Source organism: Cellulomonas algicola (assembly GCF_019024305.1).
Classification (GTDB): domain Bacteria; phylum Actinomycetota; class Actinomycetes; order Actinomycetales; family Cellulomonadaceae; genus Cellulomonas; species Cellulomonas algicola.
Genome location: NZ_JAHKSJ010000008.1, coordinates 259,350 through 285,959, shown reverse-complemented (window position 1 = coordinate 285,959; position 26,610 = coordinate 259,350). Strand labels below are relative to the sequence as shown.

At 74.7% G+C, this 26,610-nt stretch carries 20 protein-coding genes; 4 read left to right on the top strand and 16 right to left on the bottom strand.

Features of this window, described 5'->3' with window-relative positions; all coding sequences use genetic code 11:
• Nucleotides 1–6 precede the first annotated feature (6 nt).
• From KOV94_RS08530 to dapE, 4 genes are all read right to left on the bottom strand, one after another.
• Nucleotides 7–1,404, bottom strand: a complete 1,398-nt coding sequence (locus tag KOV94_RS08530; protein ID WP_225916293.1) for a hypothetical protein — start codon at nucleotides 1,402–1,404, stop codon at nucleotides 7–9.
• Entirely contained in the window at nucleotides 1,401–2,357 is a 957-nt protein-coding gene (gene folP / locus KOV94_RS08525) for a dihydropteroate synthase (RefSeq protein ID WP_218051806.1), read from the bottom strand. The genes KOV94_RS08530 and folP overlap by 4 nt, the downstream gene beginning before the upstream one ends.
• The gene (locus tag KOV94_RS08520; RefSeq protein WP_124342504.1) at nucleotides 2,354–3,172 is read right to left on the bottom strand and encodes an LOG family protein; all 819 of its coding nucleotides are present in this window, start codon (nucleotides 3,170–3,172) and stop codon (nucleotides 2,354–2,356) included. The genes folP and KOV94_RS08520 overlap by 4 nt, the downstream gene beginning before the upstream one ends.
• A gap of 125 nt (nucleotides 3,173–3,297) precedes the next feature.
• Nucleotides 3,298–4,398 carry a succinyl-diaminopimelate desuccinylase gene (dapE, locus tag KOV94_RS08515; RefSeq protein WP_218051805.1) on the bottom strand — a complete coding sequence of 367 codons (1,101 nt, stop codon included), beginning with the start codon at nucleotides 4,396–4,398 and terminating at the stop codon, nucleotides 3,298–3,300.
• Between the two features lie 102 nt (nucleotides 4,399–4,500).
• On the opposite strand from dapE, the gene dapD reads away from it, so the two are divergent.
• Nucleotides 4,501–5,469 carry a 2,3,4,5-tetrahydropyridine-2,6-dicarboxylate N-succinyltransferase gene (dapD, locus tag KOV94_RS08510; RefSeq protein WP_218051804.1) on the top strand — a complete coding sequence of 323 codons (969 nt, stop codon included), beginning with the start codon at nucleotides 4,501–4,503 and terminating at the stop codon, nucleotides 5,467–5,469.
• A 4-nt stretch (nucleotides 5,470–5,473) separates the two neighbouring features.
• Complete coding sequence (locus KOV94_RS08505; RefSeq protein WP_218051803.1) at nucleotides 5,474–6,385, top strand: hypothetical protein; 912 nt, start codon at nucleotides 5,474–5,476, stop codon at nucleotides 6,383–6,385.
• A 132-nt stretch (nucleotides 6,386–6,517) separates the two neighbouring features.
• Here the strand turns inward: KOV94_RS08505 and KOV94_RS08500 are convergent, their stop codons facing one another.
• From KOV94_RS08500 to fdxA, 3 genes are all read right to left on the bottom strand, one after another.
• Nucleotides 6,518–7,816: a citrate synthase gene (locus KOV94_RS08500; protein WP_124342508.1), complete on the bottom strand. Its 1,299-nt coding sequence runs from the start codon at nucleotides 7,814–7,816 to the stop codon at nucleotides 6,518–6,520.
• Nucleotides 7,817–8,013: 197 nt separating this feature from the next.
• Nucleotides 8,014–9,171 carry a succinyldiaminopimelate transaminase gene (gene dapC, locus KOV94_RS08495; RefSeq protein WP_124342509.1) on the bottom strand — a complete coding sequence of 386 codons (1,158 nt, stop codon included), beginning with the start codon at nucleotides 9,169–9,171 and terminating at the stop codon, nucleotides 8,014–8,016.
• Nucleotides 9,172–9,181: 10 nt separating this feature from the next.
• Nucleotides 9,182–9,508, bottom strand: a complete 327-nt coding sequence (fdxA, locus tag KOV94_RS08490) for a ferredoxin (RefSeq protein ID WP_013772042.1) — start codon at nucleotides 9,506–9,508, stop codon at nucleotides 9,182–9,184.
• Between the two features lie 151 nt (nucleotides 9,509–9,659).
• Here fdxA and KOV94_RS08485 point away from each other — a divergent pair, with 151 nt between their 5' ends.
• Complete coding sequence (locus KOV94_RS08485; protein ID WP_124342510.1) at nucleotides 9,660–9,893, top strand: putative acetyltransferase; 234 nt, start codon at nucleotides 9,660–9,662, stop codon at nucleotides 9,891–9,893.
• 101 nt (nucleotides 9,894–9,994) lie between these two features.
• Here KOV94_RS08485 and KOV94_RS08480 read toward each other — a convergent pair whose 3' ends face one another.
• The 7 genes from KOV94_RS08480 to KOV94_RS08450 all read right to left on the bottom strand — a co-directional run bounded on the left by KOV94_RS08480 (nucleotide 9,995) and on the right by KOV94_RS08450 (nucleotide 23,008).
• Nucleotides 9,995–14,833 carry a VanW family protein gene (locus tag KOV94_RS08480; RefSeq protein WP_218051802.1) on the bottom strand — a complete coding sequence of 1,613 codons (4,839 nt, stop codon included), beginning with the start codon at nucleotides 14,831–14,833 and terminating at the stop codon, nucleotides 9,995–9,997.
• Nucleotides 14,834–15,031: 198 nt separating this feature from the next.
• Entirely contained in the window at nucleotides 15,032–15,532 is a 501-nt protein-coding gene (locus KOV94_RS08475) for a flavin reductase family protein (protein ID WP_218051801.1), read from the bottom strand.
• On the bottom strand, nucleotides 15,529–16,038 hold the full coding sequence (locus KOV94_RS08470; protein ID WP_218051800.1) for a hypothetical protein: 510 nt from the start codon (nucleotides 16,036–16,038) through the stop codon (nucleotides 15,529–15,531). Before KOV94_RS08470 ends, KOV94_RS08475 begins: the two co-directional genes overlap by 4 nt.
• A gap of 5 nt (nucleotides 16,039–16,043) precedes the next feature.
• On the bottom strand, nucleotides 16,044–16,967 hold the full coding sequence (locus KOV94_RS08465) for a PIG-L family deacetylase (protein WP_218051799.1): 924 nt from the start codon (nucleotides 16,965–16,967) through the stop codon (nucleotides 16,044–16,046).
• Nucleotides 16,968–16,972: 5 nt separating this feature from the next.
• Nucleotides 16,973–18,904: a translational GTPase TypA gene (gene typA / locus KOV94_RS08460; RefSeq protein WP_124344115.1), complete on the bottom strand. Its 1,932-nt coding sequence runs from the start codon at nucleotides 18,902–18,904 to the stop codon at nucleotides 16,973–16,975.
• A 159-nt stretch (nucleotides 18,905–19,063) separates the two neighbouring features.
• The gene (locus KOV94_RS08455) at nucleotides 19,064–20,869 is read right to left on the bottom strand and encodes an ABC transporter substrate-binding protein (RefSeq protein ID WP_218051798.1); all 1,806 of its coding nucleotides are present in this window, start codon (nucleotides 20,867–20,869) and stop codon (nucleotides 19,064–19,066) included.
• A gap of 240 nt (nucleotides 20,870–21,109) precedes the next feature.
• Nucleotides 21,110–23,008: an ABC transporter ATP-binding protein gene (locus KOV94_RS08450; protein WP_235843536.1), complete on the bottom strand. Its 1,899-nt coding sequence runs from the start codon at nucleotides 23,006–23,008 to the stop codon at nucleotides 21,110–21,112.
• 86 nt (nucleotides 23,009–23,094) lie between these two features.
• Between KOV94_RS08450 and KOV94_RS08445 the strand changes: the two genes are divergently transcribed.
• Nucleotides 23,095–23,706 (top strand): PH domain-containing protein, encoded by a 612-nt coding sequence (locus KOV94_RS08445; protein WP_124344113.1) that lies wholly within the window; start codon nucleotides 23,095–23,097, stop codon nucleotides 23,704–23,706.
• Between the two features lie 16 nt (nucleotides 23,707–23,722).
• On the opposite strand, the gene KOV94_RS08440 is transcribed toward KOV94_RS08445, so the two are convergent.
• Both KOV94_RS08440 and KOV94_RS08435 read right to left on the bottom strand, forming a co-directional pair.
• Complete coding sequence (locus tag KOV94_RS08440) at nucleotides 23,723–24,787, bottom strand: ABC transporter permease (RefSeq protein WP_218051797.1); 1,065 nt, start codon at nucleotides 24,785–24,787, stop codon at nucleotides 23,723–23,725.
• Nucleotides 24,784–26,427: an ABC transporter permease gene (locus KOV94_RS08435; protein ID WP_200829797.1), complete on the bottom strand. Its 1,644-nt coding sequence runs from the start codon at nucleotides 26,425–26,427 to the stop codon at nucleotides 24,784–24,786. The genes KOV94_RS08440 and KOV94_RS08435 overlap by 4 nt, the downstream gene beginning before the upstream one ends.
• Between the last annotated feature and the right edge of the window lie 183 nt (nucleotides 26,428–26,610).

Sequence of the window (26,610 nt, the reverse complement as noted above, 5' to 3'; positions counted from 1 at the left end):
CACCGGTCACGGCGGCCAGCCCTGCGGTGGGGTCAGCCGCCACATGTTCCAGACCCAGACGAGCTGCAGCGCGAGCATGAGCACGAGCACGCCGGTGAACCAGAGCCGCCTCGCCGCCGCAGGTCGGGTCACGACGCCGGCCGTGACAGCGCCCAACGGGAAGGCGAGCACGAGGAACCGCGCGAGGCTGCTGCCGGGCTCGATGACCGCCGCGATGTAGAGCAGGTACGCCGCGGGCCAGGCGTGCAGCTCGTTGCCGAGACGCCACGCCGCGGGCACCAGGAGGACCGCGACCACCAGCGCGAAGCCCGCGACGAGCACCCACGGCGCCCACTCGCCGAACCAGAACCGCGACACGTACCCCCAGGCCCCGAAGGGCTGGACCTCGCGCAGCCCGCGCCACGACTCCTGCGTCTGCAGGTACCCGTCGGGCACGCCCGTGACCCAGCCGCAGATCAGCGGCCACGCGACGCCCGAGACGCCCGCGGCCACCGCGAGCGCGGCCAGACCACCCACGTCACGCGCACCGAGGTGGTCCTCGCCGCGCCGGCTGCGCCACCAGCGCACCGCCGCGTGCACCACGATCACCGCGGCCATCGGCAGCGCGACCGCGCGCGTGAAGCCGAGCGCGATCACCACGACAGACATCGCGAGGTAGCGCCGCTCCACGAGCAGCAGCAGCGCGGCGGCGACGAGCAGCAGCGCGAGCGACTCGGTGTACGCGACCTGGAGCACGACCGCCGTCGGGAACGCCGTGACGAGCGCGACCGTCGCCAGCGGCAGGCCGGGACGTGCGGCGACGGCGCGCGGCGCACCGCGCTCGACGAGCCGGTGGATCACGACGGCGGCAGCCGCGCCGAGGACGAGCGCCGTGAGCGGGGCGACCACGTACCAGGGACCCGTGGTCAGCACCATGAGCCCGCGGACGAGCATCGGGAACAGCGGGAAGAACGCCCAGACGTTCTGCTGCACCAGCCCGTCCTCGCCGACGGGCAGCGTGTCCGGGTAGCCCTGCTCGGCCGCCTGCCGGTACCAGCTCGCGTCCCACATCAAGCCCGTGAACTGCAGGTACGACGGCTGCGCGGGCGTCCAGTAGTTCTCGACCTGCGCCTGCGCGGTGACGACGAGCGCGACCGCGCTGAACGCCCGCCCGGCGAGGTACACGGCGAGCGTCTGCACCCACCACGGCCAGCCGCGCGGGTCGAACCACGCACGCGGGACCGCAGGGGCCCGCACGTCGGCGGCATCCGTGGCGACCGGCCCCGCCGCGTCCGCGGGAGGAGGCGCAGCCGCGTCCGTGGTGACGGGCGCGGACCCGTCCCGGGAGAGCGGCGTGGCCGCGTCCTGCGCCGCGGGCGTCGCCCCCTCGTCCGTCGACTCCGCGGCCGTGCGGTCGCCGCTCATGCCAGCCCTCGCACGGCCCGGGCGGGGGCCGCGTCGCCGCGCAGGACCGCCACCATGTCCACGGTCCGCCGCGTCGCGGCGACGTCGTGCGCCCGGAAGACGCGTGCCCCGAGCCATGCCGCGACCGACGTCGCCGCGAGCGTGCCCTCGAGCCGGTCGTCGACGGGCAGGTCGAGGCTCTCGCCGACGAAGTCCTTGCGGGACAGCGCCATGAGGACGGGGAACCCCGTCGCGACGAGCGCCGCCGTGCGGCGCAGCAGGTGCACGGAGTGCCAGGTGTTCTTGCCGAAGTCGTGCGTCGGGTCGACGAGCACCGATGCGGGGTCGACGCCGAGCGCCACGGCCCGGCGGGCGCCGGCGGTCACGGTCGCCAGCACGTCGTCGAGCACGCCGTCGAGCCCGTCGCCGGGGTACGCGACGCGGAACGGGTCGGTCCGCGGTCGCGCGCCGCCCGTGTGCGAGCACACGACGCCCAGCCCGCGCTCGGCGGCGACCTCGACGAGGTGCGGGTCGTGGCCCGCCCACGTGTCGTTCACCAGGTCGACGCCCTCGTCGGCCGCGGCGCGCGCGACGTCGGCTCGCCAGGTGTCGATGCTCACGAGCAGGTCGGGGTGGCGGGCGCGCACGCGGGCGACGAGCGGGACGACGCGGGCGACCTCCTCGGCCGCGTCGACGTGCGGGCCGCGCCCTGCGCGGACACCGCCCAGGTCGACGATGCCGGCGCCCTCCTCGGCCGCGCGCGCGACGGCAGCGTCCGCGGACGCGTCGTCGTGGCGCGCGGCGGCGTAGAACGAGTCGGGCGTCCGGTTGACGACGGCCATGACGACGGGCCGGTCCGCGCCGACGACGCGGCCGCGCAGCCGCAGCGGTGCCCCCGCCGGCGGGACCCCGTCGACCGCGGCGGTGGGCGCCGGTGCGACCGGGCCGGTGGGTGGCGCGGCCCCGCCGGTCACCCCGCGGCCTCGGGCGACGACTCCGCCTCCGCGGTCGCGCGCGCGGCGGCCTCCTCCTGGGCGCGCAGCTCCGCACCGCGTTCCCGGACGATGTCGACGGCCTCCTCGGCGTCGTCGACGACCTTGAGCAGCTCGAGGTCCACGGCGGAGATCATGCCGCGTTCGAGGACCGGCCCGCTCACCCAGTCCAGGAGGCCCTGCCAGTAGGAGCGGCCGACGAGGACGATCGGGAAGCTCGTGACCTTGTGCGTCTGCACGAGCGTGAGCGCCTCGAACAGCTCGTCGAAGGTGCCGAAGCCGCCGGGCAGCACGACGAAGCCCTCGGAGTACTTGACGAACATCGTCTTGCGGGCGAAGAAGTAGCGGAAGTTCACGCCGAGGTCGACGTACGGGTTCATGCCCTGCTCGAACGGGAGCTCGATGCCGAGCCCGACGGACAGGCCGCCTTCCTCGAACGCGCCGCGGTTCGCGGCCTCCATGATCCCCGGGCCGCCGCCGGTGATGACGGCGTACCCTGCGCCCGCGAGCAGGCGCCCGACCTCCACGCCCAGCCGGTACTCGGCGCTGCCGACGGGGGTCCGGGCCGACCCGAACACGCTCACCGCGGGCCCGACCTCGGCGAGCGCGCCGAAGCCCTCGACGAACTCGCTCTGGATGCGCATGACGCGCCACGGGTCGCCGTGCAGCCAGGACGCGCCGTCGCCGCGGCTCAGCAGGCGCTGGTCGGACGTGCTGGAGGGGATCTGCCGGCCGCGCAGGATCACCGGTCCCTTGCGGTATCCCTGGCCGGGTGCGGGCTGACCGTCGTCGCTCATGGGGTGACTCTAGGCGTGGGCCCTGGGGGTTCGCGGCCCGGACCGGCCACCGTCACCGGACCGTCGCCGCAGCGATGCCGGTCCGTCGCCCGGTGCCTCGTCCGGGCCGGTCGGCGGCGCCGTCGTCAGGCGGTGAGCCAGGCGCGCAGCGCGGCGTGCGAGACCTCGATCTGGTCCACGGGGCAGTGCTCGTCGACCTTGTGCGCGAGCAGCGGGTCGCCGGGGCCGAAGTTGACGGCGGGGACGCCGAGCGCGGAGAACCGCGCGACGTCGGTCCAGCCGAGCTTCGCCGCGGGCGCGCCACCCGTGACGGCCAGCACGACCTCGGCGAACGCGGCGGCGGCCGGGTGGTCGAGGCCGGGACGCGCGCCGGGCGCGGCGTCGGTGACGACGACGTCGTAGCCGTCGAGCAGGTCGCGCACGTGCTGCGCGGCCTCCTCCACGCTGCGCGACGGCGCGAACCGGTAGTTCACGGTGACGACGCACGCGTCGGGGATGACGTTGGCCGCCGTGCCGCCCGTGATCAGCACCGCGTTGAGGCCCTCGCGGTACACGAGCCCGTCGACCTCGACCGACGCGGCCTCGTACGCCTCGAGCCGCCGCAGCACCTCGCCCGCGGCATGGATCGCGTTGCGGCCCGTCCACGCGCGCGCCGAGTGCGCGGCGACACCGGTCAGCCGGACCTCGGCCCGGAGCGTGCCGTTGCAGCCGCCCTCGAGGCCGCCCGCGGTCGGCTCGCACAGCACCGCAAAGTCGCACGCGAGCCACTCCGGGTGGGTCCGGACGAGCCGGCCGAGGCCGTTGAGGTCGGCGTCGACCTCCTCGTGGTCGTAGAACACCCACGTGACGTCGTGCGTCGGCGCGTCGAGCTCGGCCGCGAGCGCGAGCTGCACCGCGACGCCCGCCTTCATGTCGACGGTGCCGCGGCCCCAGACGACCCGGTCGGCGCCCTCGCCCTCGACCCGCGTCGGCACGTTGTCGACGATCGGCACGGTGTCGATGTGGCCCGCGACGACGACGCGCGTCGGCCGTCCGAGGGCGGTCCGCGCGACGACCGCGTCGCCGTCGCGCAGCACCTCGAGGTGCGGGTACGCGCGCAGCGCCGACTCGACGGCGTCCGCGAGCGCGGTCTCGTCGCCGCTCTCCGACGGGACGTCGCACACCGCGCGCGTCAGGGTCAGCAGGTCGGCGCGCAGGTCGAGGGCGGCAGGCGTCGTGGCGGTCACACGGCGACCCTAGCCGCCGTGCATGACGCGCTCCGGTCCGTCCCGGCCCGTCGCGGGGGCTACCGGACGGTAAGCGCCTGCACGTTGTCTAGGGTTGTCCGCATGACAGCACGCACGGCCTGGGGCTTCGGCCTGGCCACGGTCGCCGGCGACGGCACGACGCTCGACACCTGGTACCCCGCGCCCGCGCTCGGCGAGCCGCCGGCCGACGCGACGGCCCCCGCGGAGCTCGTCGCGGGCGAGCGCGTCGACGACGCGCGCGGCGTGCGCGTGCAGGTCGTGCGGACCGTCGTCGACCTCGACTCCCCGCCGGCCGACACCGCCGACGCGTACCTGCGCCTGCACCTGCTGTCGCACCGCCTCGTGCAGCCCCACGGGCAGAACCTCGACGGCATCTTCGGCGTGCTGCCGAACGTCGTGTGGACCGACCGCGGGCCGTGCGCCGTCGACGGGTTCGAGACGACGCGCGCCCGCCTGCGCGCCGCGACGGGCGTCCCGGTGACCGTCCTCGGCGTCGACAAGTTCCCGCGCATGGTCGACTACGTCGTCCCGTCGGGGGTGCGCATCGCCGACGCCGACCGCGTCCGCCTGGGCGCGCACCTCGCGAGCGGCACGACCGTCATGCACGAGGGGTTCGTCAACTTCAACGCCGGGACGCTCGGCACGTCGATGGTCGAGGGCCGCATCTCCGGGGGCGTCGTCGTGGGCGACGGCTCCGACGTGGGCGGCGGCGCGTCGATCATGGGCACGCTGTCCGGCGGCGGCCGCGTCGTCGTGTCGGTCGGGCGGCGCAGCCTGCTCGGCGCGAACTCGGGCCTCGGCATCCCGCTCGGCGACGACTGCGTCGTCGAGGCCGGGCTGTACGTCACCGCGGGCACCAAGGTCACGTTGCTCGGGTGGGGTGCCGACGGCACCCCCGACCCGGCCGCCGAGCCGCGCGTCGTCAAGGCCCGCGAGCTCGCCGGCGCGCACGGCGTGCTGTTCCGGCGCAACTCGCTCACGGGCGGGGTCGAGGCCGTCGCACGCGCGGGCGCGGGCGTCGAGCTCAACGCCGCCCTGCACGCGAACTGACGCCGTGGCCCGCCGACGCCCCCGGCGGCACCGCGGACGACGTGCCGGCTGCCTGGCCGTCGCGCTCGTCGTCGCCCTCGGCGGCGGCGTCGCCGCGGTCGTCACCGTGCTGCGCCTGCAGGACGAGGCCCCGCCCGTCGTGCAGCGGTGCGCCGCGACCGTCGACGGCACCACGTGGTTCCTCTCGCCCGAGCAGGCGGACAACGCGGCGCTCATCGCCGCGACCGCGGTCCGCCGCGGCCTGCCCGCCCGCGCGGTGACGATCGGTCTCGCCACCGCGCTGCAGGAGTCGAAGCTCGTCAACGTCGACTACGGCGACCGCGACTCGCTCGGCCTGTTCCAGCAGCGGCCGTCGCAGGGCTGGGGCACGCCCGAGCAGGTGCAGGACCCCGTCTACGCGACCGGGATCTTCTACGACCACCTGGTCCAGGTCGCCGGGTACGAGGAGCTGCCGATCACCGAGGCGGCCCAGGCCGTGCAGCGGTCCGGCTACCCCGACGCGTACGCGCAGCACGAGGTCCGCGCCCGCGCCTACGCCTCCGCGCTCACCGGCTGGTCCCCCGCCGCGCTCTCGTGCACGCTGCGCGATCCCGACCCCGGGACCGGCGCCGTCGCCGCGGTGACCGCGCGGCTGCACCGTGACCTCGGCGAGCTGCCCCTGACGGCGGAGCCGCGCGAGGGCGGCGGCACGACCGTCGTCGTCGACGTCGCGCCGCTCGCCGCGTCCGACCCGGCGAACGCCGACCGGTTCACCTGGGCCGTGGCGCAGTGGGCCGTCGCCGTCGCCGCACCGCTGGGACTCACGCACGTCGAGGCCGGCGGTCAGGCGTGGGACCGCACCGAGGCGTCGTGGACGGCCGCGACGGCCGCCGACTCCCCCGCGACAGGCCAGGTCCGGCTCACGCTCGGACCCTGATGCCGACCATGCCCGACGGCGGACCGGGCGCATCGGTCCGCCCGGGTCGTCGACGCGCGGGTGGGCCGGAGGGCCGAGAAGGGCCCGGCACGTCGAGCGTGCCGGGCCCCTCCGTCGGGCGGTGCTGTCGCGTCAGCGATCCGCGACGGGCGTGTAGTCGCGCTCGACGGCGCCCGTGTAGACCTGCCGCGGGCGGCCGATCTTCGTCTGCGGGTCGTTGATCATCTCGCGCCACTGGGCGATCCAGCCGGGCATGCGGCCCAGCGCGAACAGCGGCGTGAACATCGACTCCGAGAAGCCCATCGCCTTGTAGATGAGGCCCGTGTAGAAGTCGACGTTCGGGTAGAGCTTGCGCGACACGAAGTAGTCGTCGTTGAGCGCGATCTCCTCGAGGCCGCGGGCCAGGTCGAGCAGCTCGTCGTTCTTGCCGAGCGCCGAGAGGACCGCGTCGGCGCTCTCCTTCACGATCGCGGCGCGCGGGTCGTAGTTCTTGTAGACGCGGTGGCCGAAGCCCATGAGGCGGACGCCGGGCTCCTTGTCCTTCACGCGCTTCATGAACGCGGTCGCGTCGCCGCCGTTCGCCTTGATCTCGTCGAGCATCTTGAGCACGGCCTCGTTCGCGCCGCCGTGCAGCGGGCCCGACAGCGCGTTGATGCCCGCGGCGACCGACGCGTACAGGTTCGCGTTCGACGAGCCGACGATGCGCACCGTCGACGTCGAGCAGTTCTGCTCGTGGTCGGCGTGCAGGATGAGCAGCTTGTCGAGCGCCTGCACGACGACCGGGTCCGGCTCGTACTGCTGGTACGGCACCGCGAACGTCATGCGGAGGAAGTCCTCGACGTACCCGCGCGAGTAGTCGGGGTAGAGCAGCGGCTCGCCCTTCGACGTGCGGTGCACGTAGGACGTGATGGTGCGCGTCTTCGCGAGGATGAGGACCGTCGCGAGCTCGACGGCCTCGGGGTCGTGCGGGTCGAGCGACTCCGGGTAGAACGTCGACAGCGCGTTGAGCGCCGACGACATGACGGCCATCGGGTGCGCGTTGCGCGGGAACGTCCCCATGAACGTGCGGAAGTCCTCGTGCACCAGCGTGTGCCGGTTGACGCGCTCCTCGAACGCCTCGAGCTCCGACGGCGACGGCAGCTCGCCGTGGATGAGCAGGTAGGCGACCTCGAGGAACGACGACTGCTCGGCGAGCTGCTCGATCGGGTAGCCGCGGTAGCGCAGGATCCCCTCGTCGCCGTCGATGTACGTGATCTTCGACTCGCACGAGGCGGTGTTCATGAAGCCCGGGTCCACCGTGACCAGACCGGTGTCGCGCAGGAGCGAGGAGACGACGATCCCGTCGTTCCCCTCGGACGCGGTCACGACGGGCAGGTCGCGGGACTGGCCGTCGACGATCAGCTGGACCGGCGCGGTGACGACGTCCGACATGTGGTTCCTTCCTGCGACGACCCTGGCCCAGGGGATGCGCTGGGCGTCCGGCGGTCGGTTCGTGCGGCCTGCTCGGCCAGCTGCTCCGGCCCTCGTTGGCCAGCCTTGACGGTACCTGCGGCTAGCCTGCCGTGACCAATCCGTGACGGGACCAGGGTCCCGGTGTGACGGTCCTCACAGACCGTCCCTGACGTGGGTCATGCACCGGTGAGGCGAGCGGCCGCCTCCGCGATCCTCTCGTCCGACGCGGTCAGCGCGACCCGCACGTGCCCGGCCGCCGCCGCGCCGTAGAACGCGCCCGGCGCGACCAGGATCCCCTGCTCGGCCAGGTCGCCCACCGTCGACCAGCAGTCCTGACCTCCGCCGTCCGGACGCACCCACAGGTACAGCCCCGCGGACGAGCGGTCGACGACGTACCCGGCCTCCTCGAACGCACCGCGCAGCAGCCGGCGTCGCCGCCGGTACCGCTCGCGCTGCTCCGCGACGTGCTCGTCGTCGGCCAGGGCCGCAGTCGTCGCCGCCTGCACGGGCCCCGGGACGATCATGCCCGCGTGCTTGCGGAGCTCGAGCAGCCGGGCCACCAGCGCCGGGTCGCCCGCGACGAACGCCGCCCGGTAGCCCGCGAGGTTCGACTGCTTCGACAGCGAGTACACGGCGAGCAGCCCCGTGAGGTCGCCGCCCGTGACGCGCGGGTCGAGCACGCTCGGGACGCCCGACGACGCCCACGGCTCCTCCCAGGCGAGCTCGGCGTAGCACTCGTCCGACGCCACCACGACCGGCCGGCCGTCGCGCTCCGCCGCCGCACGCGCGGCGTCCACCACGCGACGCAGGTCCTCGACACCCAGCACCGAGCCGTCCGGGTTGCCGGGCGAGTTCAGCCAGACGAGCCGCACCGCACCGCCGCTCGACGGGTCCGCGAGCACGGCCGCCGGGTCGTCCGTCGGGACCGGCGTCGCACCCGCGAGCCGCGCACCCACGTCGTACGTCGGGTACGCCGTCGCCGGGTGCAGCACCACGTCGCCGTCGCCCAGGCCCAGCAGCGACGGGAGCAGCGCGACGAGCTCCTTCGAGCCGACCGTCGGGAGCACCGCCGCCGGGTCCAGGCCGGGCACGCCGCGGCGTCGTGCGAACCAGCGCACCACCGCGTCGCGCAGGTCGGGCGTGCCGTGCGTGAGCGGGTAGCCCGGCGAGTCCGCGGCCGCGGCGAGCGCGTCACGCACCACCGCGGGCGTCGGGTCCACCGGGGTTCCGACCGACAGGTCGACGATGCCGCCCGGGTACGCGCGCGCCCGCTCCGCGAACGGGGTGAGCGTGTCCCAGGGGAAGTCCGGCAGCGCGCCGGTGAGGAAGCCCACGCAGGTGGCGTCAGTCGCCGTGCACGCGGAGCGGCAGCGTCGCGATGATCGGGTGGTCCTTGTCGATCTCACCCATCTTCGCGGCACCGCCCGGCGAGCCCAGGTCGTCGAAGAACTCGACGTTCGCCTTGTAGTACTCGCTCCACTGCTCGGGGACGTCGTCCTCGTAGTAGATGGCCTCGACCGGGCAGACCGGCTCGCAGGCCCCGCAGTCCACGCACTCGTCCGGGTGGATGTACAGCGACCGCTTGCCCTCGTAGATGCAGTCCACGGGACATTCCTCGATGCACGCCTTGTCCTTGACGTCCACACAAGGCTCGGCGATGACATAGGTCACGGTGCGTCCTCCAACGCGCAGGGGGTCTGCCTAGTATCCCCCACATGCGAGCAGGCGTGAGGTCGTGTCCACGGCGGCGGGACCGGCGGTCGCCGTCGCCGACCTCGCGGGACGCCCTGACCGTCGCACGCAGGGCCCGGCAGGTCGCCGCGTGAGCCTCGACTGGCGCACGCTGCGGCCCGGGGAGCGCGTCGTCGTCCGGCGTCGGCGCGACGACGACCCCGCGCCCGGTGAGCCGCAGCTGACCGACGTCCTCGGCGACGTCGTGCGCTGCGACGACGACGGGCTCACCGTCCGCACGCGCGGCGGTGACGTCGACGTGCCCGGCGCCGACGTCGTGCTCGCCAAGCGCGTCCCTCCCCCGCCGCCGCGCCGCCCGCGCTGACCGGGCGGCGTGCGCGCGGCTGGGCTCACGGGCGGACCCGCAGACGACGGAACCCGCCGGGCCGGGGCCTCGACGGGTTCCGCGCGCGCGTGCCGGTCAGGTCACGGGCTGGCCGGCGGGGTCGCCGACGGCGGCGCACCGCACACGATCTTGTTCTGCGGCTTGTACCGCCACGAGTTCGTGTCCGTGTCCTTGAGCTCGCCGTTCAGGTACAGCTTGCGGGTCACCGTCACCGAGAAGCCCGGGTTGCCCGCCGACTGCGGCTCGCACGTCGCGGACTGCGAGTACACCGTCGTCGGCGACACGACCCCCGAGCGCGGGCTCGTCGTCGACTCGACCGTCCAGTACTTCGTGCCCCAGATCCGGACGTACACGCGGCCGCCCTCGACCCACGACTGCACCAGCGCGCCGTACGGCGTGTTGTTCTTCCAGCGCATGTCGAGCGTGCCCGTGAAGATCGTCGCCTCGCGGCCCTCCGGGTAGCGCGCGAACCACTCGCTGTGCGGCTTGTGCTCGATGTCCTCGAACCCCGCGAAGTGCGCCGCGTTGTACGTCGTCGTCGAGATCTGCGAGAGACCGCCGCCCCACGCGTCGACGTGCTCGCCGCTGACGATCGCGCCCGCCTGCACGAAGCCGTGCGCCGCGTCCACCGGGCCCAGTGCGTCCGTCAGGCTGAACGTCTCGTCCGGGCGGATCAGCGTGCCGCTGATCTTCGACGCACCGTTCGCGATGTTCTGCGTCCGGCGCGGCTCCGACGTCAGCGGGGTCGAGAACTCCGAGACGATCTCCTTGATGCCGAGCGCCTCGAGCTCCGCCGTCGACTCGGCCGGGTCGGCCTGCACCAGCTCGACCGTCGCCGACCGCGCGCTCGCCACGGCCGCGTCGGCGACCGCCGTCGCGAGCGACGCCGGGTCCAGCGTCGTGCCCGGCGTGCCCGGCACGATCACCGGCGCACCCGACGACAGGTCGAAGTGCGCGTCCTCCGACGCCGTCAGCAGGTCCGGCAGGTCCTCCAGGACCGCGGCGCTCAGCGCCTCGCCGTTCATCTGCAGCACGAGCTCGCCGTCCACCGGCACGAACGACGCGTTCGCCGTCACGACCGCCGGCTCGAGCGTCGCCGACCGGTCGCCCACGGTGACCGACACGGGACCCGACGCGACCTTCTTCGCGACCTCGAGCGCCGCGTCCGTCTTCTCCTGCGTGATCGCCGGCTCGACCGTCGTGGTCGGCAGCGCGAGCGGGCGGGCGGCGTCGAGCCAGCCCTCGTGCAGCACCTGCGTCGCACCCTCGACGTCCAGCTCCCAGCCGTCCGCCGCCTGCGTCGCGTTCGCCGTGCCGTCCGCGAAGACGATCGTCCCGTCGACCGGCGCGAGCACGAGCGACGAGCCCAGGTCCTCCAGCGCGGCGGACAGCGCCGCGTCGTCGACCTGCGTCACCGGCTGCCGGGCGCCCACGCCCACGATCTGGTCCCACAGCCGCAGCGGGTCCGCCAGGTCCACGCCCGTCATGCGGTCCACGGTCGCCTGCGGGTCGAACACCAGACCCGCCGTCGCCGGGTCCACCGTCGCCTGCACGTCCTGCGCCTCGACCGGGACCGGCTGCGTGGACGCGTCCGCGAGGGACTCCTGCAGCCGGGCCACCGCCTCCTGCGACGACAGGCCGCCCACGTCCACGCCCGCGACCGTCGCGCCACGCGGAACCCGGTCCGCGAGGGCGAACGACGCGCCCACGTACAGCCCGCCCAGCACGACGAGGATGCCGGCGATCACCAGCACCGGTCGCACCCAGCGGCGACGACCGTCCTCCGGCTCGAACACGTCGAGCGGCGACTCCGCGCGGTCGTCCTCGTCCTGCGGGACTGGCCCGGACGCGATGCGCGGTGCGAGCGGGTCCGGCCCGCGCGATCCGACCGGCGCGAACGCCCCACCGGGCGCGGCGGCAGCCGCGGGAGCTGCGCTCGCGGTCGCCGAACCCGCGGTCGCCGCACCCGCGGTCGCCGCACCCGCCGTCGCCGCACCCGCGGTCGCCGCACCGGTCGCAGCCGCTGCCGCCGCCGGGCCCGCAACGCCCGCTCCTGCCGGCGCCTCGCGCGTCCGGTCCGCGGGGGCCCCCGGGACCGCCGGAGTCGTCGGGGCTGCAGCGCCGGGGCGCGACGCGGTCGGCGCCGGGTCCGTCGAGGCGAGCGGTGCCGTCGGGGCGAGCGGTGCCGCCGGCGTCCCGTCCGCGGACGGCCGCGCCTGCGTCGGCGTCGTCGCGCCGGTCGGAGCCGCGGCAGCGCCCGTCGCGGAGACACGCGTCGGAGCCTGCTGACCGGAGCCCGCGGCGGTCACCGGGCCAGCGGCCGCATCGCGCGTCGGAGCCTGCTGGCCGGTGCGCGCCGGGGTGGTCGACGCTGCAGCCGCGGCCGCCGCAGCGCCCGCCGCGGGCGCACGTGTCGGCTCCTGCTCAGCGGGGTCGACGGGGTCACCGGAAGGCGTCGGCGCACCCGCCGGGGCGGACGTCGGCGACGCCGAGCCCTCGGCGGGAGACGGTGCCGCCCGGTCGGCGGCCGCGTCACGCCCGGGCGCGACGGGCGGCTGCGCCGCGGCACCGCCGGACGGCGAGGTCCCGGCCGAGCCGGACGGCTGCGCCACGGCACCGCCGGACGGCGAGGTCCCGGCCGAGCCGGACGGCTGCGCCACGGCACCGCCGGACGGCGAGGTCCCGGCCGAGCCGGACGGCTGCGCCACGGCACCGCCGGACGGCGAGGTCCCGGCCGAGCCGGACGGCTGCGCCACGGCACCGCCGGACGGCGAGGTCCCGGCCGAGCCGGACGGCTGCGCCACGGCACCGCCGGACGGCGAGGTCCCGGCCGAGCCGGACGGCTGCGCCACGGCACCGCCGGACGGCGAGGTCCCGGCCGAGCCGGACGGCTGCGCCACGGCACCGCCGGACGGCGAGGTCCCGGCCGAGCCGGACGGCTGCGCCACGGCACCGCCGGACGGCGAGGTCCCGGCCGAGCCGGACGGCTGCGCCACGGCACCGCCGGACGGCGAGGTCCCGGCCGAGCCGGACGGCTGCGCCACGGCACCGCCGGACGGCGAGGTCCCGGCCGAGCCGGACGGCTGCGCCACGGCACCGCCGGACGGCGAGGTCCCGGCCGAGCCGGACGGCTGCGCCACGGCACCGCCGGACGGCGAGGTCCCGGCCGAGCCGGACGGCTGCGCCACGGCACCGCCGGACGGCGAGGTCCCGGCCGAGCCGGACGGCTGCGCCACGGCACCGCCGGACGGCGAGGTCCCGGCCGAGCCGGACGGCTGCGCCACGGCACCGCCGGACGGCGAGGTCCCGGCCGAGCCGGACGGCTGCGCCACGGCACCGCCGGACGGCGAGGTCCCGGCCGAGCCGGACGGCTGCGCCACGGCACCGCCGGACGGCGAGGTCTCGGCCGAGCCGGACGGATGCGTCGCGGCGGGTCCCGTCGGCTCTGTCGCGGCCGGACCGGTGGGCCCAGCCGTGGCCGGACCGGACGGCTCGCCCGAGGTCGCGCGCCCGGCCGGGACGGTCGCCGCGCCCTGCGCGCCGTCGCTCACGCCCCCGGCAGCCGGGAGGACCGCCGTGTCGTCGGCGCCCGTCACGCGCGGCACCGCACGGGTCGCGGTGTCCACGTCCGCGTCGGCCTCGCTCGTCGCCGGCCCGTCTGCCGAGCCGTCTGCCGAGCCGGGCACCGCGTCGGGCGGCGCCGGCTGCGCGGATGCGGCCGGGTCTCCGGCAGGGGCGGCGCCCACCGTCGGGGTCGCGTCCGCGGCGAGGGCTTCGCTCGGACGGAGAGGCTCGGCGGGCGACGTGGCGCGCGCCGCGGCCGCCTGAGCACCCCACACGGGCCAGACGGTCGACGACGTGTCCGCCGTGTCCGCGGACGCCGCGTCTCCCGACGCCGTCTCCCCGCCAGCCGCGGGAGCCTCGCCCGCCACGGGAGTGGACGCCTCGTCGGACGTCGCCGGCGCGCTCGCGTCGGCGTCGGGAAGCGCCCGGTCACCGGCCGGAGGCGCGTCGGCGTCCGCCGTCGGCGCGGACGTCGAGGCCAGCTCGACGGGCACGTCCTTCGTCGTGGCGGCGTCAGCGGGGATGTGCGCGGTCGCGTCGGTCGTCGCCGCGGGCGCGGAGGGCGCCGCGATGGGATCGTCGTCCGACGTGACGTCGTCCGCGGGTGCCGCCGCAGTCGCGTCCGCCTCCGGCGACGCGCTCGACCTCGGCTCGACGGGCACGTCGTCCGACAGGTCAGAGCGAGAGGGAGCCGGCGCGGTGGCGTCGGCCCCCGGCACCGCGCCCGAGTCCGACTCGACGGGCACGTCGTCCGGCGCGTCGGCGCCAGCGAGGGCGGCCGCGGTCGCCTCGGCCGTCGGCGCGGCGTCCGAGCCGACCTCGACAGGCGCAGCGTCGGACGTGACGTGGTCCGCGGACGCGGTGGCGGTCGTGTCGGCTGCCGGCTCGGACGTCGAGGTCGCGTCGAGGGGCTCGTCCACCGACGTCGCGGCGTCAGCGGGGGTGGTCGCGGCGGCCACAGCGGTCGGGGCGTCGGCGGGGGTGCCGTCCACCGCGTCAGCGGGGGTGCCGTCCACCGCGTCGGCGGGAGCGCCGTCCACCGCGTCGGCGGGAGCGCCGGTCGCGCCGACGACGGGAGCGCCGGTCGCGGTGACGTCCGGCGCGGTGCCCGCCGACGCGTCCGCAGCGCCCTCGTCGCCGGGGGCGGTCACCGCGGTCGCGGAGCCGTCACGCTCGGCGGCATCGGGCTCCGCGGCCTGCTCGCTCCCGGTCTCGACGACGGCGTGGGCCTCCGTCGGGGCCTCGACCGCGTCCTCGCCGGCACGACGCGTGGCGTCGTCCGCGGTGGTCGCGTCGGCGTCGGCGGCGGGGGTCCCCGGCCGCTCGGAGTGGTCGCGGTCGGTCCGCTCGGTCATCCTGCTCCCCTGCTGGTGCGCATGGTTCGGCGCGTGGCTGCGCACTGACGCGCGCCCGCGCGAGTCTACGGTGCGCGCCTGAGGCGACGACGTGTTCGGTGCCGCGCGTCGGGGTTCTCACCCGGCGCGCACGACTCTCACGCACGTCCCCCACGGGTCGACGGTCGAGGCCCGCCGGTCGGTCGTCGCGACGTGGTCTCAGCGGACGGGTCGGACGCGTCCGCGCAGGTGGACGAGGCCCCCGGCACCCGCGCGTCCCTGCTCGGCGGCGAGCACGCTGCCGACGACGACGTCGTGGTCACCGGCGCGGTGCACGTCCGCGGTGCGGCAGTCGAACCACGCGGCCGCGCCGTCGAGCCACGCGGCGCCCGACACGGGGGCGGGCCGGTGCGGGACCCGGGCGAGCTGGTCGAACGCGGGCCGGCCGGCCGACGCGAGCCAGTCGGCCGTGGGGGCCTGGTCGTCGGCGAGGACGGAGACCGCCCACGTGTCGACCTCGTCGAGGGCGTCGCGCAGCCGGGCGTCGACGTGGACGCAGAACAGCAGCAGCGGGGGCTCGAGCGACACGGAGACGACAGAGCCGACGGTCGCGGCGTGGTCGGTGCCGCGCCAGCGCAGGGTCACGACGGCGACGCCCGCGGGCAGCCGGCCGACCGCGGCCCGGAAGTCGTCGGGGGCGACGGTCGGGGTGTCGGTCATCGCGAGGTGCCCGGCCGCGCACCGGACCCGTCGTCGGGCTCGCCGCCGACGACGCCGCCGTCGACGGGTCGGGCGTCACCCCCGCCCCGGCCTTCGTCGACCGTCTCGACGCCCTCGGTCACCGCGACCGGGCGAGGACGTTCGCCGCGCGGCTCGTCGCGGAACAGCGCGCGCGGAGCCAGGGCGACCAGGATCAGGACCCCGGCGGCGCCGACGACCCACACCCATCCGATGCCCTGCTGCGCGGGCACGAGCACGTCGCCGCCCGGTCCGGAGCGGGCCAGGGTCGTGACGCTGAGGAACATGCCGCCCGCGAGGCCCGCCACGGCGACACCCCCGCCCCACGCGCGGGAGAGGAGCGCGGCGCAGGCGACGAGCAGGAGGCACAGGACGACGCCCCACGGGGGCACGCTGCGGTGCATCGCGGTCCCGACGGCGCCGACGACGAGGCCGAGGACGAACGTGGACGCGGCCTTCGTGAGGACGTCGGTGCTCAGTGGCTGCACGGCGGTCAGGCTACCGGCCGGACGCCGGGCACCCCGGCGAGCACGTCGACGCGACCGGCGGCCACCCGGTAGCCCTCGACGGGGAGGACGGGTGCGAGGACGTCGTTGCTGAGGGCGTAGCAGCCGATCAGGCCGGGGGTCCCGTCGAGCGCGCGGACCGCGCGGACCTGGGTCGCGTGGGCGCGCATCGCGTCGAGCACGGCGGCGCGGACGGGCAGGACGTCGACCGCGAGGTCGAGCGTGTCGACCGCGACGGACGGGAGGGGGCCGTCGGGGTCGGGCAGCGTGAGGTCGCCGCGCTCGTCGCCGAGCGCGAGCGTCACGGAGCCGCCGGCCAGCGCGCGGTACGCGGCCCGCAGGTGGGCGCCGCGCTGGGCGGCCCACAGCACGGTCGGGTGCAGGTCGTCGGCCGCGACGAGCTCGACGGCGCGCAGGGTCACGCGGTGCGCGTGCACGTGGTCGGGGTGCCCGTAGCCGCCGTCGGGCTCGTAGGTGACGACGACGTCGGGCTGGCGCGCGCGCAGGACGTCGGCCAGCCGTGCGGCGGCCTCGTCGACCGGGACGCCGACGAAGGCGCGATCGGGCAGGTCGACGGCCGTTCCGGCGCGTCCGGTGCCGAGCCACGCCATGCCGGAGTCCTCGAACCGCTCCCCCGCGGGGCCGCCCGAGTCGAGGTAGACGTGGTCGGCGACGCCGAGCGAGGACAGCGCGGCCGCGAGCTCGCTCTCGCGGTGCGCGGCGAGCGCGGGCCCGTCGCCCTCGAGGTGCGCGAGCGCCTCGCCGATGACCTCGCCGCGCTCGCCGCGCGTGCACGTGACGACCGTGACGGGCCGCCCCGCGCGCGCCCAGGTGGCGAGCAGGGCGCCGGTCGACAGGGTCTCGTCGTCGGGGTGCGCGTGCACCGCGACGAGCCCGCCGACCGGCGCCACCGGCGTCAGGACTTCTTGTTGCGCGCGGTGATGCGGGCGCGCTCGGTCTGGTCGAGCACCACCTTGCGGATGCGCACGATCTCCGGCGTCACCTCGACGCACTCGTCCTCGCGCGCGAACTCCAGCGACTCCTCGAGCGTGAGCTTGCGCGGCGGCACGAGGTTCTCGAAGTTGTCCGCCGTGGAGGAGCGCATGTTGGTGAGCTTCTTCTCCTTGGTGATGTTGACGTCCATGTCCTCGTTGCGGGAGTTCTCGCCGACGATCTGGCCCTCGTAGACCTCGGACGTGGGCTCGACGAAGAACGAGCCGCGCTCCTGCAGGTTGATCATGGCGAACGGCGTCACGGCGCCCGCACGGTCGGCGACGAGCGAGCCCGACTGGCGGGTCTCGATGGCGCCGGCCCACGGCTCGTAGCCCTCGGAGATGGACGACGCGATGCCCGTGCCGCGCGTGTCGGTGAGGAACCGCGTGCGGAAGCCGATGAGGCCGCGCGCGGGCACCAGGAACTCCATGCGGACCCAGCCGGTGCCGTGGTTCGACATGGTCTCCATGCGGCCCTTGCGCTGCGCGAGGAGCTGCGTGACCGCGCCGAGGTACTCCTCGGGGACGTCGATCGTCATGCGCTCGACGGGCTCATGGACCTGGCCGTCGACCTTCTTCGTGACGACCTGCGGCTTGCCGACGGTGAGCTCGAAGCCCTCACGGCGCATCTGCTCGACGAGGATCGCGAGCGCGAGCTCGCCACGACCCTGGACCTCCCACGCGTCGGGGCGGTCCGTGGGGACGACGCGGAGCGACACGTTGCCGATGAGCTCCTTGTCGAGGCGGTCCTTGACCTGGCGGGCGGTGACCTTGTGCCCCTTGCCGCCCTTGCCCGCGAGGGGGCTCGTGTTGATGCCGATGGTCATCGAGATGGCCGGGTCGTCGACCGTGATGAGCGGGAGAGGGCGCGGGTCGTCGGGGTCGGTCAGCGTCTCGCCGATCGTGATGTCCTCGATGCCGGCGACGGCGACGATGTCGCCCGGCGCGGCGGAGTCCGTGGGGACGCGCTCGAGGGCCTTCGTCTCCAGGAGCTCGGTGATGCGCACGTTCTGGAGCGAGCCGTCGGACCGCGCCCACGCGACCGTCTGGCCCTTGCGCAGCGTGCCGTTGAAGATGCGGAGCAGCGCGAGGCGGCCGAGGAACGGGGAGGCGTCGAGGTTCGTGACGTGCGCCTGCAGCGGCGCGCCCTCGTCGAACGTCGGGGCGGGGATCTTCTCGAGGATCGTCGCGAACAGCGGCTCGAGGTTCTCCGAGTCCGGCAGGCCGCCGTCGGCGGGCTGGTTCAGCGACGCGCGACCGGCCTTCGCGGCGGCGTACACGACGGGGACGTCGAGGATCGCGTCGAGGTCGAGGTCCGGGACCTCCTCGTGCAGGTCGGACGCGAGGCCCAGCAGCAGGTCGGTCGCCTCGTGGACGACCTCCTCGATGCGGGCGTCGGGGCGGTCGACCTTGTTGACCACGAGGATGACGGGGAGCTTCGCGGCGAGCGCCTTGCGGAGCACGAAGCGGGTCTGCGGCAGCGGGCCCTCGGACGCGTCGACGAGCAGGACGACGCCGTCGACCATCGACAGGCCGCGCTCGACCTCGCCGCCGAAGTCGGCGTGGCCCGGGGTGTCGATGACGTTGATCGTGATGCCGTCGGGCTGACCCACCGCGGCCGCCGCGGGGCCGGCGTACCGGACCGCGGTGTTCTTCGCGAGGATCGTGATGCCCTTCTCGCGCTCCAGGTCGCCGGAGTCCATCGCGCGCTCGTCGACGTGGGCGTGCTCGCCGAAGGCGCCGGACTGCCACAGCATCGCGTCGACCAGGGTGGTCTTCCCGTGGTCGACGTGGGCCACGATCGCGACGTTGCGCAGGTCGGCGCGCACGCCGGTGACGGTCGTGGACTCAGGCATGGGTGTACTCGGCTTTCGCAGGTGGGGAGCGCGCCGGGACGTGGCGCCGGACGATTCTACCCGCCCGACCCCCGAGTCCGCCGTGGCGCCCGTCACCCTGCCGCCCGTCACCCCGCCGGGCGTCGCCCGCCCGCGGCCGCGATCCGGGCTCGGCGGTCGTCACGCGTCCGTGCGTGCCCAGTCCCACCACGACGTGAGGTCCGCGCGGCTCAGCGCGAGCGGCGGAACGGGCTCGAGCTGCGGGAGCCGGCCCTCGTCCTCCGGGTCCGCGTCGCGCGTCGCGACGACGACCGGCTGGCGCACGAGCGACAGCACGGCGGCCCCGTCCGCGAGCGTCGCGGCCACGGCGTCGAACGCGTCCGTCCGGGCCTCGGGGTCGACCATCGCGGTCAGCGCGTCGACCGCCGCGTCCGTCTCGGGCGACGTCCACCCCGTGACGTTCGTCGACCCCTGGGTGCGCCAGCGGGCCGCGGTCGCCGCCGCGCCCAGGTCCGACTGCGGCACGGGCAGCAGCGCGACGTCCCACGCGGACGGGGCGCCGCGCAGGTCGGCGACCATGCCGTCGGCCTGCTCGTAGCGGCGCACCGCGAACCCGGCCTCGGCGGCCTGCTCGGTCACGAGGTCGAGCACACCGAGCCGCACCGGGTCGGCGGTGTCGGTGAGGACGCGCACCACCACGGGTGTCGGGACCCCCGCGTCGGCGAGCGCACGCTCGGCGTCCGCGACGTCGGCCTCCGCGACCTCGACCTCCCCGACGTTCGCGCCCGCCGCGGGCAGGAGTGCGTCGGCCGGTGCGGCGTCCGCCCACAGCGGCTCCGCGACCGACGACACCACCGCGTCGCGCGGCACCGTCGCGAGGAACGCCTTCCGGACCGCGGCCGCCTTCGCGGCGTCCCCGTCGTAGGTCGCGGGGTCGAACGGGCCGCCGCCGGCCACCTGGAGCTGCAGCTGGAGCGTCGCGTCGCCGCCCGAGCGCGTCGTCACGTCCTCGACGTCCTCGAGCGCGTCCAGCACGTCGGCGGTGTCCGTCGGCGCGATCACGTCGACCTCGTCGTCGCGCAGCGCGGTCACCTGGTCGAGCGGGTGCAGCGCGGTGCGGAGCACGACGCGGTCGAACGCAGCCGGCCGCGCACCCTCGTACGACTCGTTCCGGACCAGGTCCACGCGCTCCTCTCCGACGACACGGTCGACGACGTACGGCCCCGTCGTGACGGCCGCGGTCGCGTCCTCCGCCAGCAGGTCCGCGGTGAGACCGGTCCGCCACGCGAGCGACAGCGACCGCAGGGCGCCCTTGTCCTCGCCCAGGATCGCGGCGCTGACCGCCGCCGCGGCCTCCGCGGGGTCGTCGATCCCCAGCACCGTGGCGCCGAGCACGTGCGCCGGGACGTTGACGTCGAGCGCGACCTCCCAGTCCGCGACCGGGACGTCGTAGACGAGCGTCACGCTCGTGCCCTCGACGATCGGCACCGCGGGCACGTGCACCAGCGCGGGCGACGTCGCGGCGAACGCGACACCCGCGTCGAGCGCGTCGCCGTTCGTCACCTCGCCCGACGCGTCGATCTCGGGCGTCACGTCGTCGTAGAGGCCGCTGCGGGCCGCCCACTCGAGGACCAGGTCGTCGGGGGTCACGGGGACGCCGTCCGACCACAGGGCCGTCGGGGAGATCGTGTAGCGGACCGTGAGCGGCGAGTCCGCGACCTTCTCGACCGTGCCGAACGACTCGTCGAACACCGCCGCGCCGACTTCGTCGACCGACACGAAGCCCGACTGCGCGAGCGAGCGGACCAGCGTGCTGCCGGGCGTCCGCCCGAGCGTCGTCCCCGCGTTGAGCGACCCGAACGCGCTGCCGACCGCGACGACGACCGTCCCCGCCCGCTCCGGGTCCGGCTCCGGCTGCGTGCAGCCGCCGAGCACGAGCCCGAGGACCACGACGAGCGCGGCACCCCCCACCGTCGACCTGCGCACGCCTGCGACCTCCCGGATCGTGTGCCGCACGGGACTCCCCCGGCGGACGTCTCGCCTGGACGGTCTCACACCGCCGCCACCTGCGGATATCGGTCGTCACCACCCGGAACTGAACTCTGCCGGACAACTCGGGTACGGGGGACTCTCGCCACGCGGCGTCGCGCCCGCGAAGGCGCTGCCAGGACGACGAAGGCCGTGCCCGAGGAGCACCCGGGCACGGCCTTCGTCGGAGCGGGAGCGTCAGAAGCCGCCCTCGGCGCCACCGCGCGGGTCGGACGCCTGGCCCTGGCCCTTCGACTGCTGCTTGCGCAGCTCGGCGGCGTCCGCACCCGTGCCGTGCGCGTACGCCTCGGCCTCGGCGTCGGCCTGGCGCAGCGCCGCCTCCGCCTCCTCGATGAGCCGGTCGCGCTCCTCACGGCGCACCTTCTGCTCGGCGGGGTTGGGCACGGGCACAGCGGCGAGCAGGCGCTTGGTGTAGTCCTGCTGCGGGTTGCGCAGGATCGCGTCGCGGTCGCCGACCTCGACGAGCAGGCCCTTGTTCATGACTGCGATGCGGCGCGACAGGATCTCGACGACCGCGAGGTCGTGGCTGATGAACAGGCACGCGAAGCCGTACTCGCGCTGCAGCTCCTGGAACAGCTCGAGGACGCGGGCCTGGACCGACACGTCGAGCGCCGACGTCGGCTCGTCGGCGATGAGCAGCTTGGGGCTCAGGGCGAGCGCGCGGGCGATGCCGACGCGCTGGCGCTGACCGCCGGAGAGCTCGTGCGGGTACCGGTTGCGCATCGACCGCTGCAGGTGCACGCGGTCCAGCAGGTCCTCGACGCGCTTGCTCAGCTCGGCGCCCTTGGCGATGCCGTGCAGCTTGAGCGGCTCGCCGATGGACTCGCCGATCGGCAGACGCGGATTGAGCGACGAGCCCGGGTCCTGGAAGACGATCGAGACGTCCTGGCGGACCTCGCGCAGCGTCTTCGGCTTCACGCCCGCGAGCTCGACGCCGTTGACCTTGAGCGACCCGCCCGCGACGGGCAGCAGGCCGACGGCGGCACGGCCGACGGTCGTCTTGCCCGAGCCGGACTCGCCGACGAGGCCGAGGACCTCGCCGCGCGCGATCGACAGGTCGACGCCGTTGATCGCCCGGAACGCGGGGATCCGACCGCGCGACGGGTACTCGATGATGAGGTCCTTCGCCTCGAGCGCGTAGCCCGTGGGCGTCGCCGCCGGTGCGGGCGCCTGGACGGGCGTCGCGGTCGTGGCGGAGGTCGAGGTGACGTCGTGCTCCGCGCCCGGCGCCTGGAACGTCGCCGAGCCCAGGTGCGGCACCGACTCGAGCAGCTGGATCGTGTACGGGTGGGTCGGCTGGTTGAAGATCGTGTCCGACAGGCCCGACTCGACGATGCGGCCGTTCTTCATGACGAGCACGCGGTCCGACAGGTCGGCCACGACACCCATGTCGTGCGTGATGAGCACGATGCCGGAGTCGATGCGACTGCGCAGGTCGCGCATGAGCTTGAGGATCTCGGCCTGGACGGTGACGTCGAGCGCCGTCGTCGGCTCGTCCGCGATGAGCAGCTTGGGGTCGCACGCGAGGGCCTGCGCGATCATGCCGCGCTGGCGCTGGCCGCCCGACAGCTGGTGCGGATACTTGTCGACCGCACGCTCCGGGTCCGGGATGTCGACGAGCTTGAGCAGCTCGATCGCGCGCTGCCGTGCGGCCTTCGGGCCCAGGTCGAAGTGCACGCGCAGGGTCTCGATGATCTGGAACCCGACGGTGTAGACGGGGTTCAGCGCGGTCATCGGCTCCTGGAAAATGACCGCGACCTCCTTGCCGCGCACCGAGCTGAGCTGCTTGTGCGTGAGGCCGAGGAGCTCGCGGCCCGCGAGCTTCGCGGAGCCGGTCGCGCGGCCGTTCGGCGGCAGCAGCCCGATGAGGGACATCGACGACTGCGTCTTGCCCGACCCGGACTCGCCGACGATGGCGAGGACCTCGCCTGGCCGGACGTCGTAGGTGACCTCCGTGGCGGCGGGGTACCACTCGCCGTCGACGAAGAACTCGACGGTCAGGTCACGGACCTCGAGGATGGGCGCCTTGCCGTCCGGCGTCGGGGCCGGGGCGTTCGCGAGGGTCTCGGTGCTCACTGGTCGAGCAGTTCCTTCCGTGCGGGGGCCGGGGCGGTCGCGCGGTGGCGCGCAGCCGGTCCGGAGCCGTCTGGGACGATGACCGCATGGTGGCGGACGTCGTGGAGTTCCGGCCGGGGTTCGGCCGATGGGTTGCCGGTGGTGTCGTGGTGCTGTGCCTGGTGGGCGCCGTGACGGGTCTGGTGGACGACGCGTCGACGACGCTCCCCTACCTGCCGCTGCTGGCGCTGGTCGCCGTCGGCGCCTGGGCCGCCTACTGGCGTCCCGCGGTGATCGTGACGCCCGCGGGCGTCGAGATCCGCAACGTGCTGCGGACCGTGGAGATCCCCTGGCCGGCGGTCCAGGAGATCGGCACCCAGTACGCGCTGACGCTGCGCACCGTGTACGGCTCCTACTCGGCCTGGGCGGCACCCGCACCGAGCGCCGTCCGCACCGGCCGCACGCAGGCGGGCGCCGACAAGAACCTGCCGAGCAGCACCTACGGCCCCGGCGGCGGCGTCCGCCCCGGCGACCTGGCCGGCACCGACTCCGGCGACGCGGCCGCGATCGTGCGGCAGCGCTGGGAGGAGGCCCGGGACGCCGGGCTCCTGGACGACCCGCGGTTCGAGCGCGAGCGACCGCGCGTGCGCTGGCACACCGGCACGATCGCCGCGCTGGCGATCCTGCTGGTGGCCAGCGTCGCGGCGCTCGCGCTCTGAACGGCGGGTCACGGGATCAGGCTCCGGCGGTCGCCGGGACGCCGGACTTGCGCTCGGCGCGACGCGACGCCCGGGCGAGGGCCCGACGCGTCGGGATGCGCCGCTGACGCGGGTCGAACGCGTCGCGCAGGCCGTCGCCGATGAAGTTGATGCAGAGTGCGATCGTCACGATGAACAGACCTGGCCACCAGAACAGCCACGGCCGCGTCGCGAACGCCGTCTGGTACTCGTTGATGAGGTTGCCCAGCGAGACGTCGGGGAACGCGATGCCGAAGCCGAGGTAGCTGAGCGCCGTCTCGAGCAGGATCGCCGCGGCCATGAGCAGCGTCGCGTTGACGATGATGACGCCGACCGCGTTCGGCAGGATGTGCTTGAACATGATCCGGCCGTTGCTCGCACCGGCCACGCGCGCCGCGTCGACGAACTCCCGCTCGCGCAACGACAGGAACTCGCCACGGACCAGACGGGCCATGGACGTCCAGCTGACCGCCGCGAGGGCGAGCGCCAGGGTCACGGGGTTGGCGCCGCCGACCCACGCACCGAGGATCGCGCCGACCATGATCACGGGGATCGTGATGACCATGTCCGTGAACCGCATGAGCAGGTTGTCCAGGCGGCCGCGGAAGAAGCCGGCCGAGGCGCCGATCGCGATGCCGATGGCCGACGCGAGCAGGCCGATGATCACCATGACGGTGAGCGACTGCTGCGTGCCGCGCATGACCAGCGCGAAGACGTCCATGCCGATGTTGTCCTGACCGAACGGGTGCTCGCCGATGGTGAGGCCGCCCGAGAAGGACAGCGTCGGGGCGCCGCCGGAGTTGACGATCGGCGACAGGTCGGACGGCGAGTACTTCCACCAGCCGGGGATGGGCCCCCAGCCGATCGACGTCGTGGCCAGGACGACGACGCACAGCAGGACGAACGCCGACGCCATGGCGCCGCGGTGGCGGAGGAACCGGCGCAGGACGATGCGGCCCTGCGAGAGCCCCTCGACCTCCTTGAGCTCGATCGCGTTCTCGACGACGTCGTGGTGCTCGGGACCGTCCAGCTGCTGGGGCGTGATGGGCGTGGGCGTGGTCATGCGTTCACCCGGATCCTGGGGTCGAGGGCGGCGTAGACGAAGTCCACGACGATGTTGGCGAGGACGAGCAGCGTCCCGACGACGAGGAAGTACCCCATGATCGGGTCGGCGTCTCTCGCCCCCAGCGAGTGGATGAAGAGCGAGCCCATGCCGCTCCACGAGAAGATCCGCTCGGTGATGATCGCGCCGCCGAACAGGGCCGCGATGTCGAGCGGGATGATCGTCGCGAGCGGGATCAGCGCGTTGCGGAACGCGTGCCGCACGGTGACCACCCGCTCCGGCAGGCCCTTGGCCCGCGCGGTGCGGATGTAGTCCTGGTTCATGACCTCGAGCAGGCTCGCGCGCGAGTACCGGGTGTACGACGCGAACGAGATGAGGATGAGCGCGATGGTCGGCAGGATCAGGTGCGTGAACCGGTCGAGCGACTCGACCCAGTAGTCGCCGTTGAGGCCGGGGGTCTGCGAGCCGATGGTCGCGATCGGGCGGCCGTTGATGTAGCTCGAGTCGCTGTAGGGCTTCCAGACCTGCATGATCCGGTCGACGAAGATCAGGCCGGCGACCACGAACGCGGTGATCGCGGCGTTGCGCATCGACTGGCCGTAGTCCGGGCCGCCGTACAGGCGCCCGACGACGAGGCCGACGACGACCGACAGCACGCCGAGGCCGAGGACCCAGAGGCCGTTGAAGCCCGGAACGACGAACAGGTACTGCAGCGGGAACCACAGCGCGACGCCGATGGCGACGACCGTGAGCGACGACAGCAGCGCCCGCCGGTTGTGCAGGCCGGTGGTCATCGCGGTGAGGCCGACGGCCGCACCGGCGCCGAGCACGGCGATGCCGACCATGCCGAGGCTCGGGTCGAGCAGCCAGCCGCTCTCGAGCACCGCGAAGATGACGAGGCCGGTCGAGAGCGCGGACGTCACGAACGTGATGAGCCGCCGTCGCAGGTCCCCGCCGATCAGCACCTGCCAGATCAACCCGGCCAGGACCGACAGGAACACGATCATCGCGGTGCTCAGCGTCGGGTCCGCGAGGAAGTCGTTGAAGCCGATGGCGCCCCACAGCTTGAGGAGCACCGCGACCCAGAAGGACGGCAGCGAATACAGCACGAACGACATGAACGTCACCGAGTAGTCGAACCCGGTGTACTGCCGCAGCGCCGAGGCGATGCCGACGGTGATGCCGAGGACGACGGCGAGCACCGTGGCGCCGCCGACGAGCTGGACCGTCGAGGGGATCGCGCTCGCGAGGAGGTCCGTGACCTCCTGGTTGGTGACCCAGCTCTGGCCGAGCGTCCCGCGCCCGATCAGGTAGCCGAGCACGCCGGCGAGCCACTTGAAGTAGCGGATGACCGGCGGCGTGTCGAGGTCGAGCGCCCGGATGCGGGCCTCGATCAGCTGCTCCTTGTTGGGAGCGCTGCTGGCGTACAGGTCCTCGAGGGGGTCCAGCGCGTACGCGAGGAGCATGTAGACGATGAACGTCGCCCCGAGAAGGACGATCGCCGAGGACAGCAGACGGCGACCGATGAAGGTCAACGTCGGCGCGGAGGCGCTGAGGCTTCGGCGCCGGGGGGCCTGCGCGGCCGGTGCGGCTGTGGCCGCTGCCGGAGCCGGCGCGAGGCTCTTCTCAGAGGTGACCATGGGGTCCTGACCTCGTTCGCGTGGGGATGGTGGCGAAGAACGATTCTACGAGGGCTCGGCGGCGTCGGTGGTGCCGCAGGTCCCACGTCGGTGTCTGCCCAGGTCAGCGACCATGCGGTCGGTGCCCGGGCGAACGACGAGGGTGCCGCGGCCTGGTGGCCGCGGCACCCCCTGTCGTGCGTG

Bases quoted from the DNA above. Each gene is read 5' to 3' on its own strand.
- KOV94_RS08440 (WP_218051797.1), bottom strand. From the start codon at position 24,787: ATGACCACGCCCACGCCCATCACGCCCCAGCAGCTGGACGGTCCCGAG.
- KOV94_RS08475 (WP_218051801.1), bottom strand. From the start codon at position 15,532: ATGACCGACACCCCGACCGTCGCCCCCGACGACTTCCGGGCCGCGGTC.
- typA (WP_124344115.1), bottom strand. From the start codon at position 18,904: ATGCCTGAGTCCACGACCGTCACCGGCGTGCGCGCCGACCTGCGCAAC.
- KOV94_RS08480 (WP_218051802.1), bottom strand. From the start codon at position 14,833: ATGACCGAGCGGACCGACCGCGACCACTCCGAGCGGCCGGGGACCCCC.
- KOV94_RS08520 (WP_124342504.1), bottom strand. From the start codon at position 3,172: ATGAGCGACGACGGTCAGCCCGCACCCGGCCAGGGATACCGCAAGGGA.
- KOV94_RS08530 (WP_225916293.1), bottom strand. From the start codon at position 1,404: ATGAGCGGCGACCGCACGGCCGCGGAGTCGACGGACGAGGGGGCGACG.
- dapD (WP_218051804.1), top strand. From the start codon at position 4,501: ATGACAGCACGCACGGCCTGGGGCTTCGGCCTGGCCACGGTCGCCGGC.
- KOV94_RS08435 (WP_200829797.1), bottom strand. From the start codon at position 26,427: ATGGTCACCTCTGAGAAGAGCCTCGCGCCGGCTCCGGCAGCGGCCACA.
- KOV94_RS08445 (WP_124344113.1), top strand. From the start codon at position 23,095: ATGGTGGCGGACGTCGTGGAGTTCCGGCCGGGGTTCGGCCGATGGGTT.
- KOV94_RS08500 (WP_124342508.1), bottom strand. From the start codon at position 7,816: ATGTCGGACGTCGTCACCGCGCCGGTCCAGCTGATCGTCGACGGCCAG.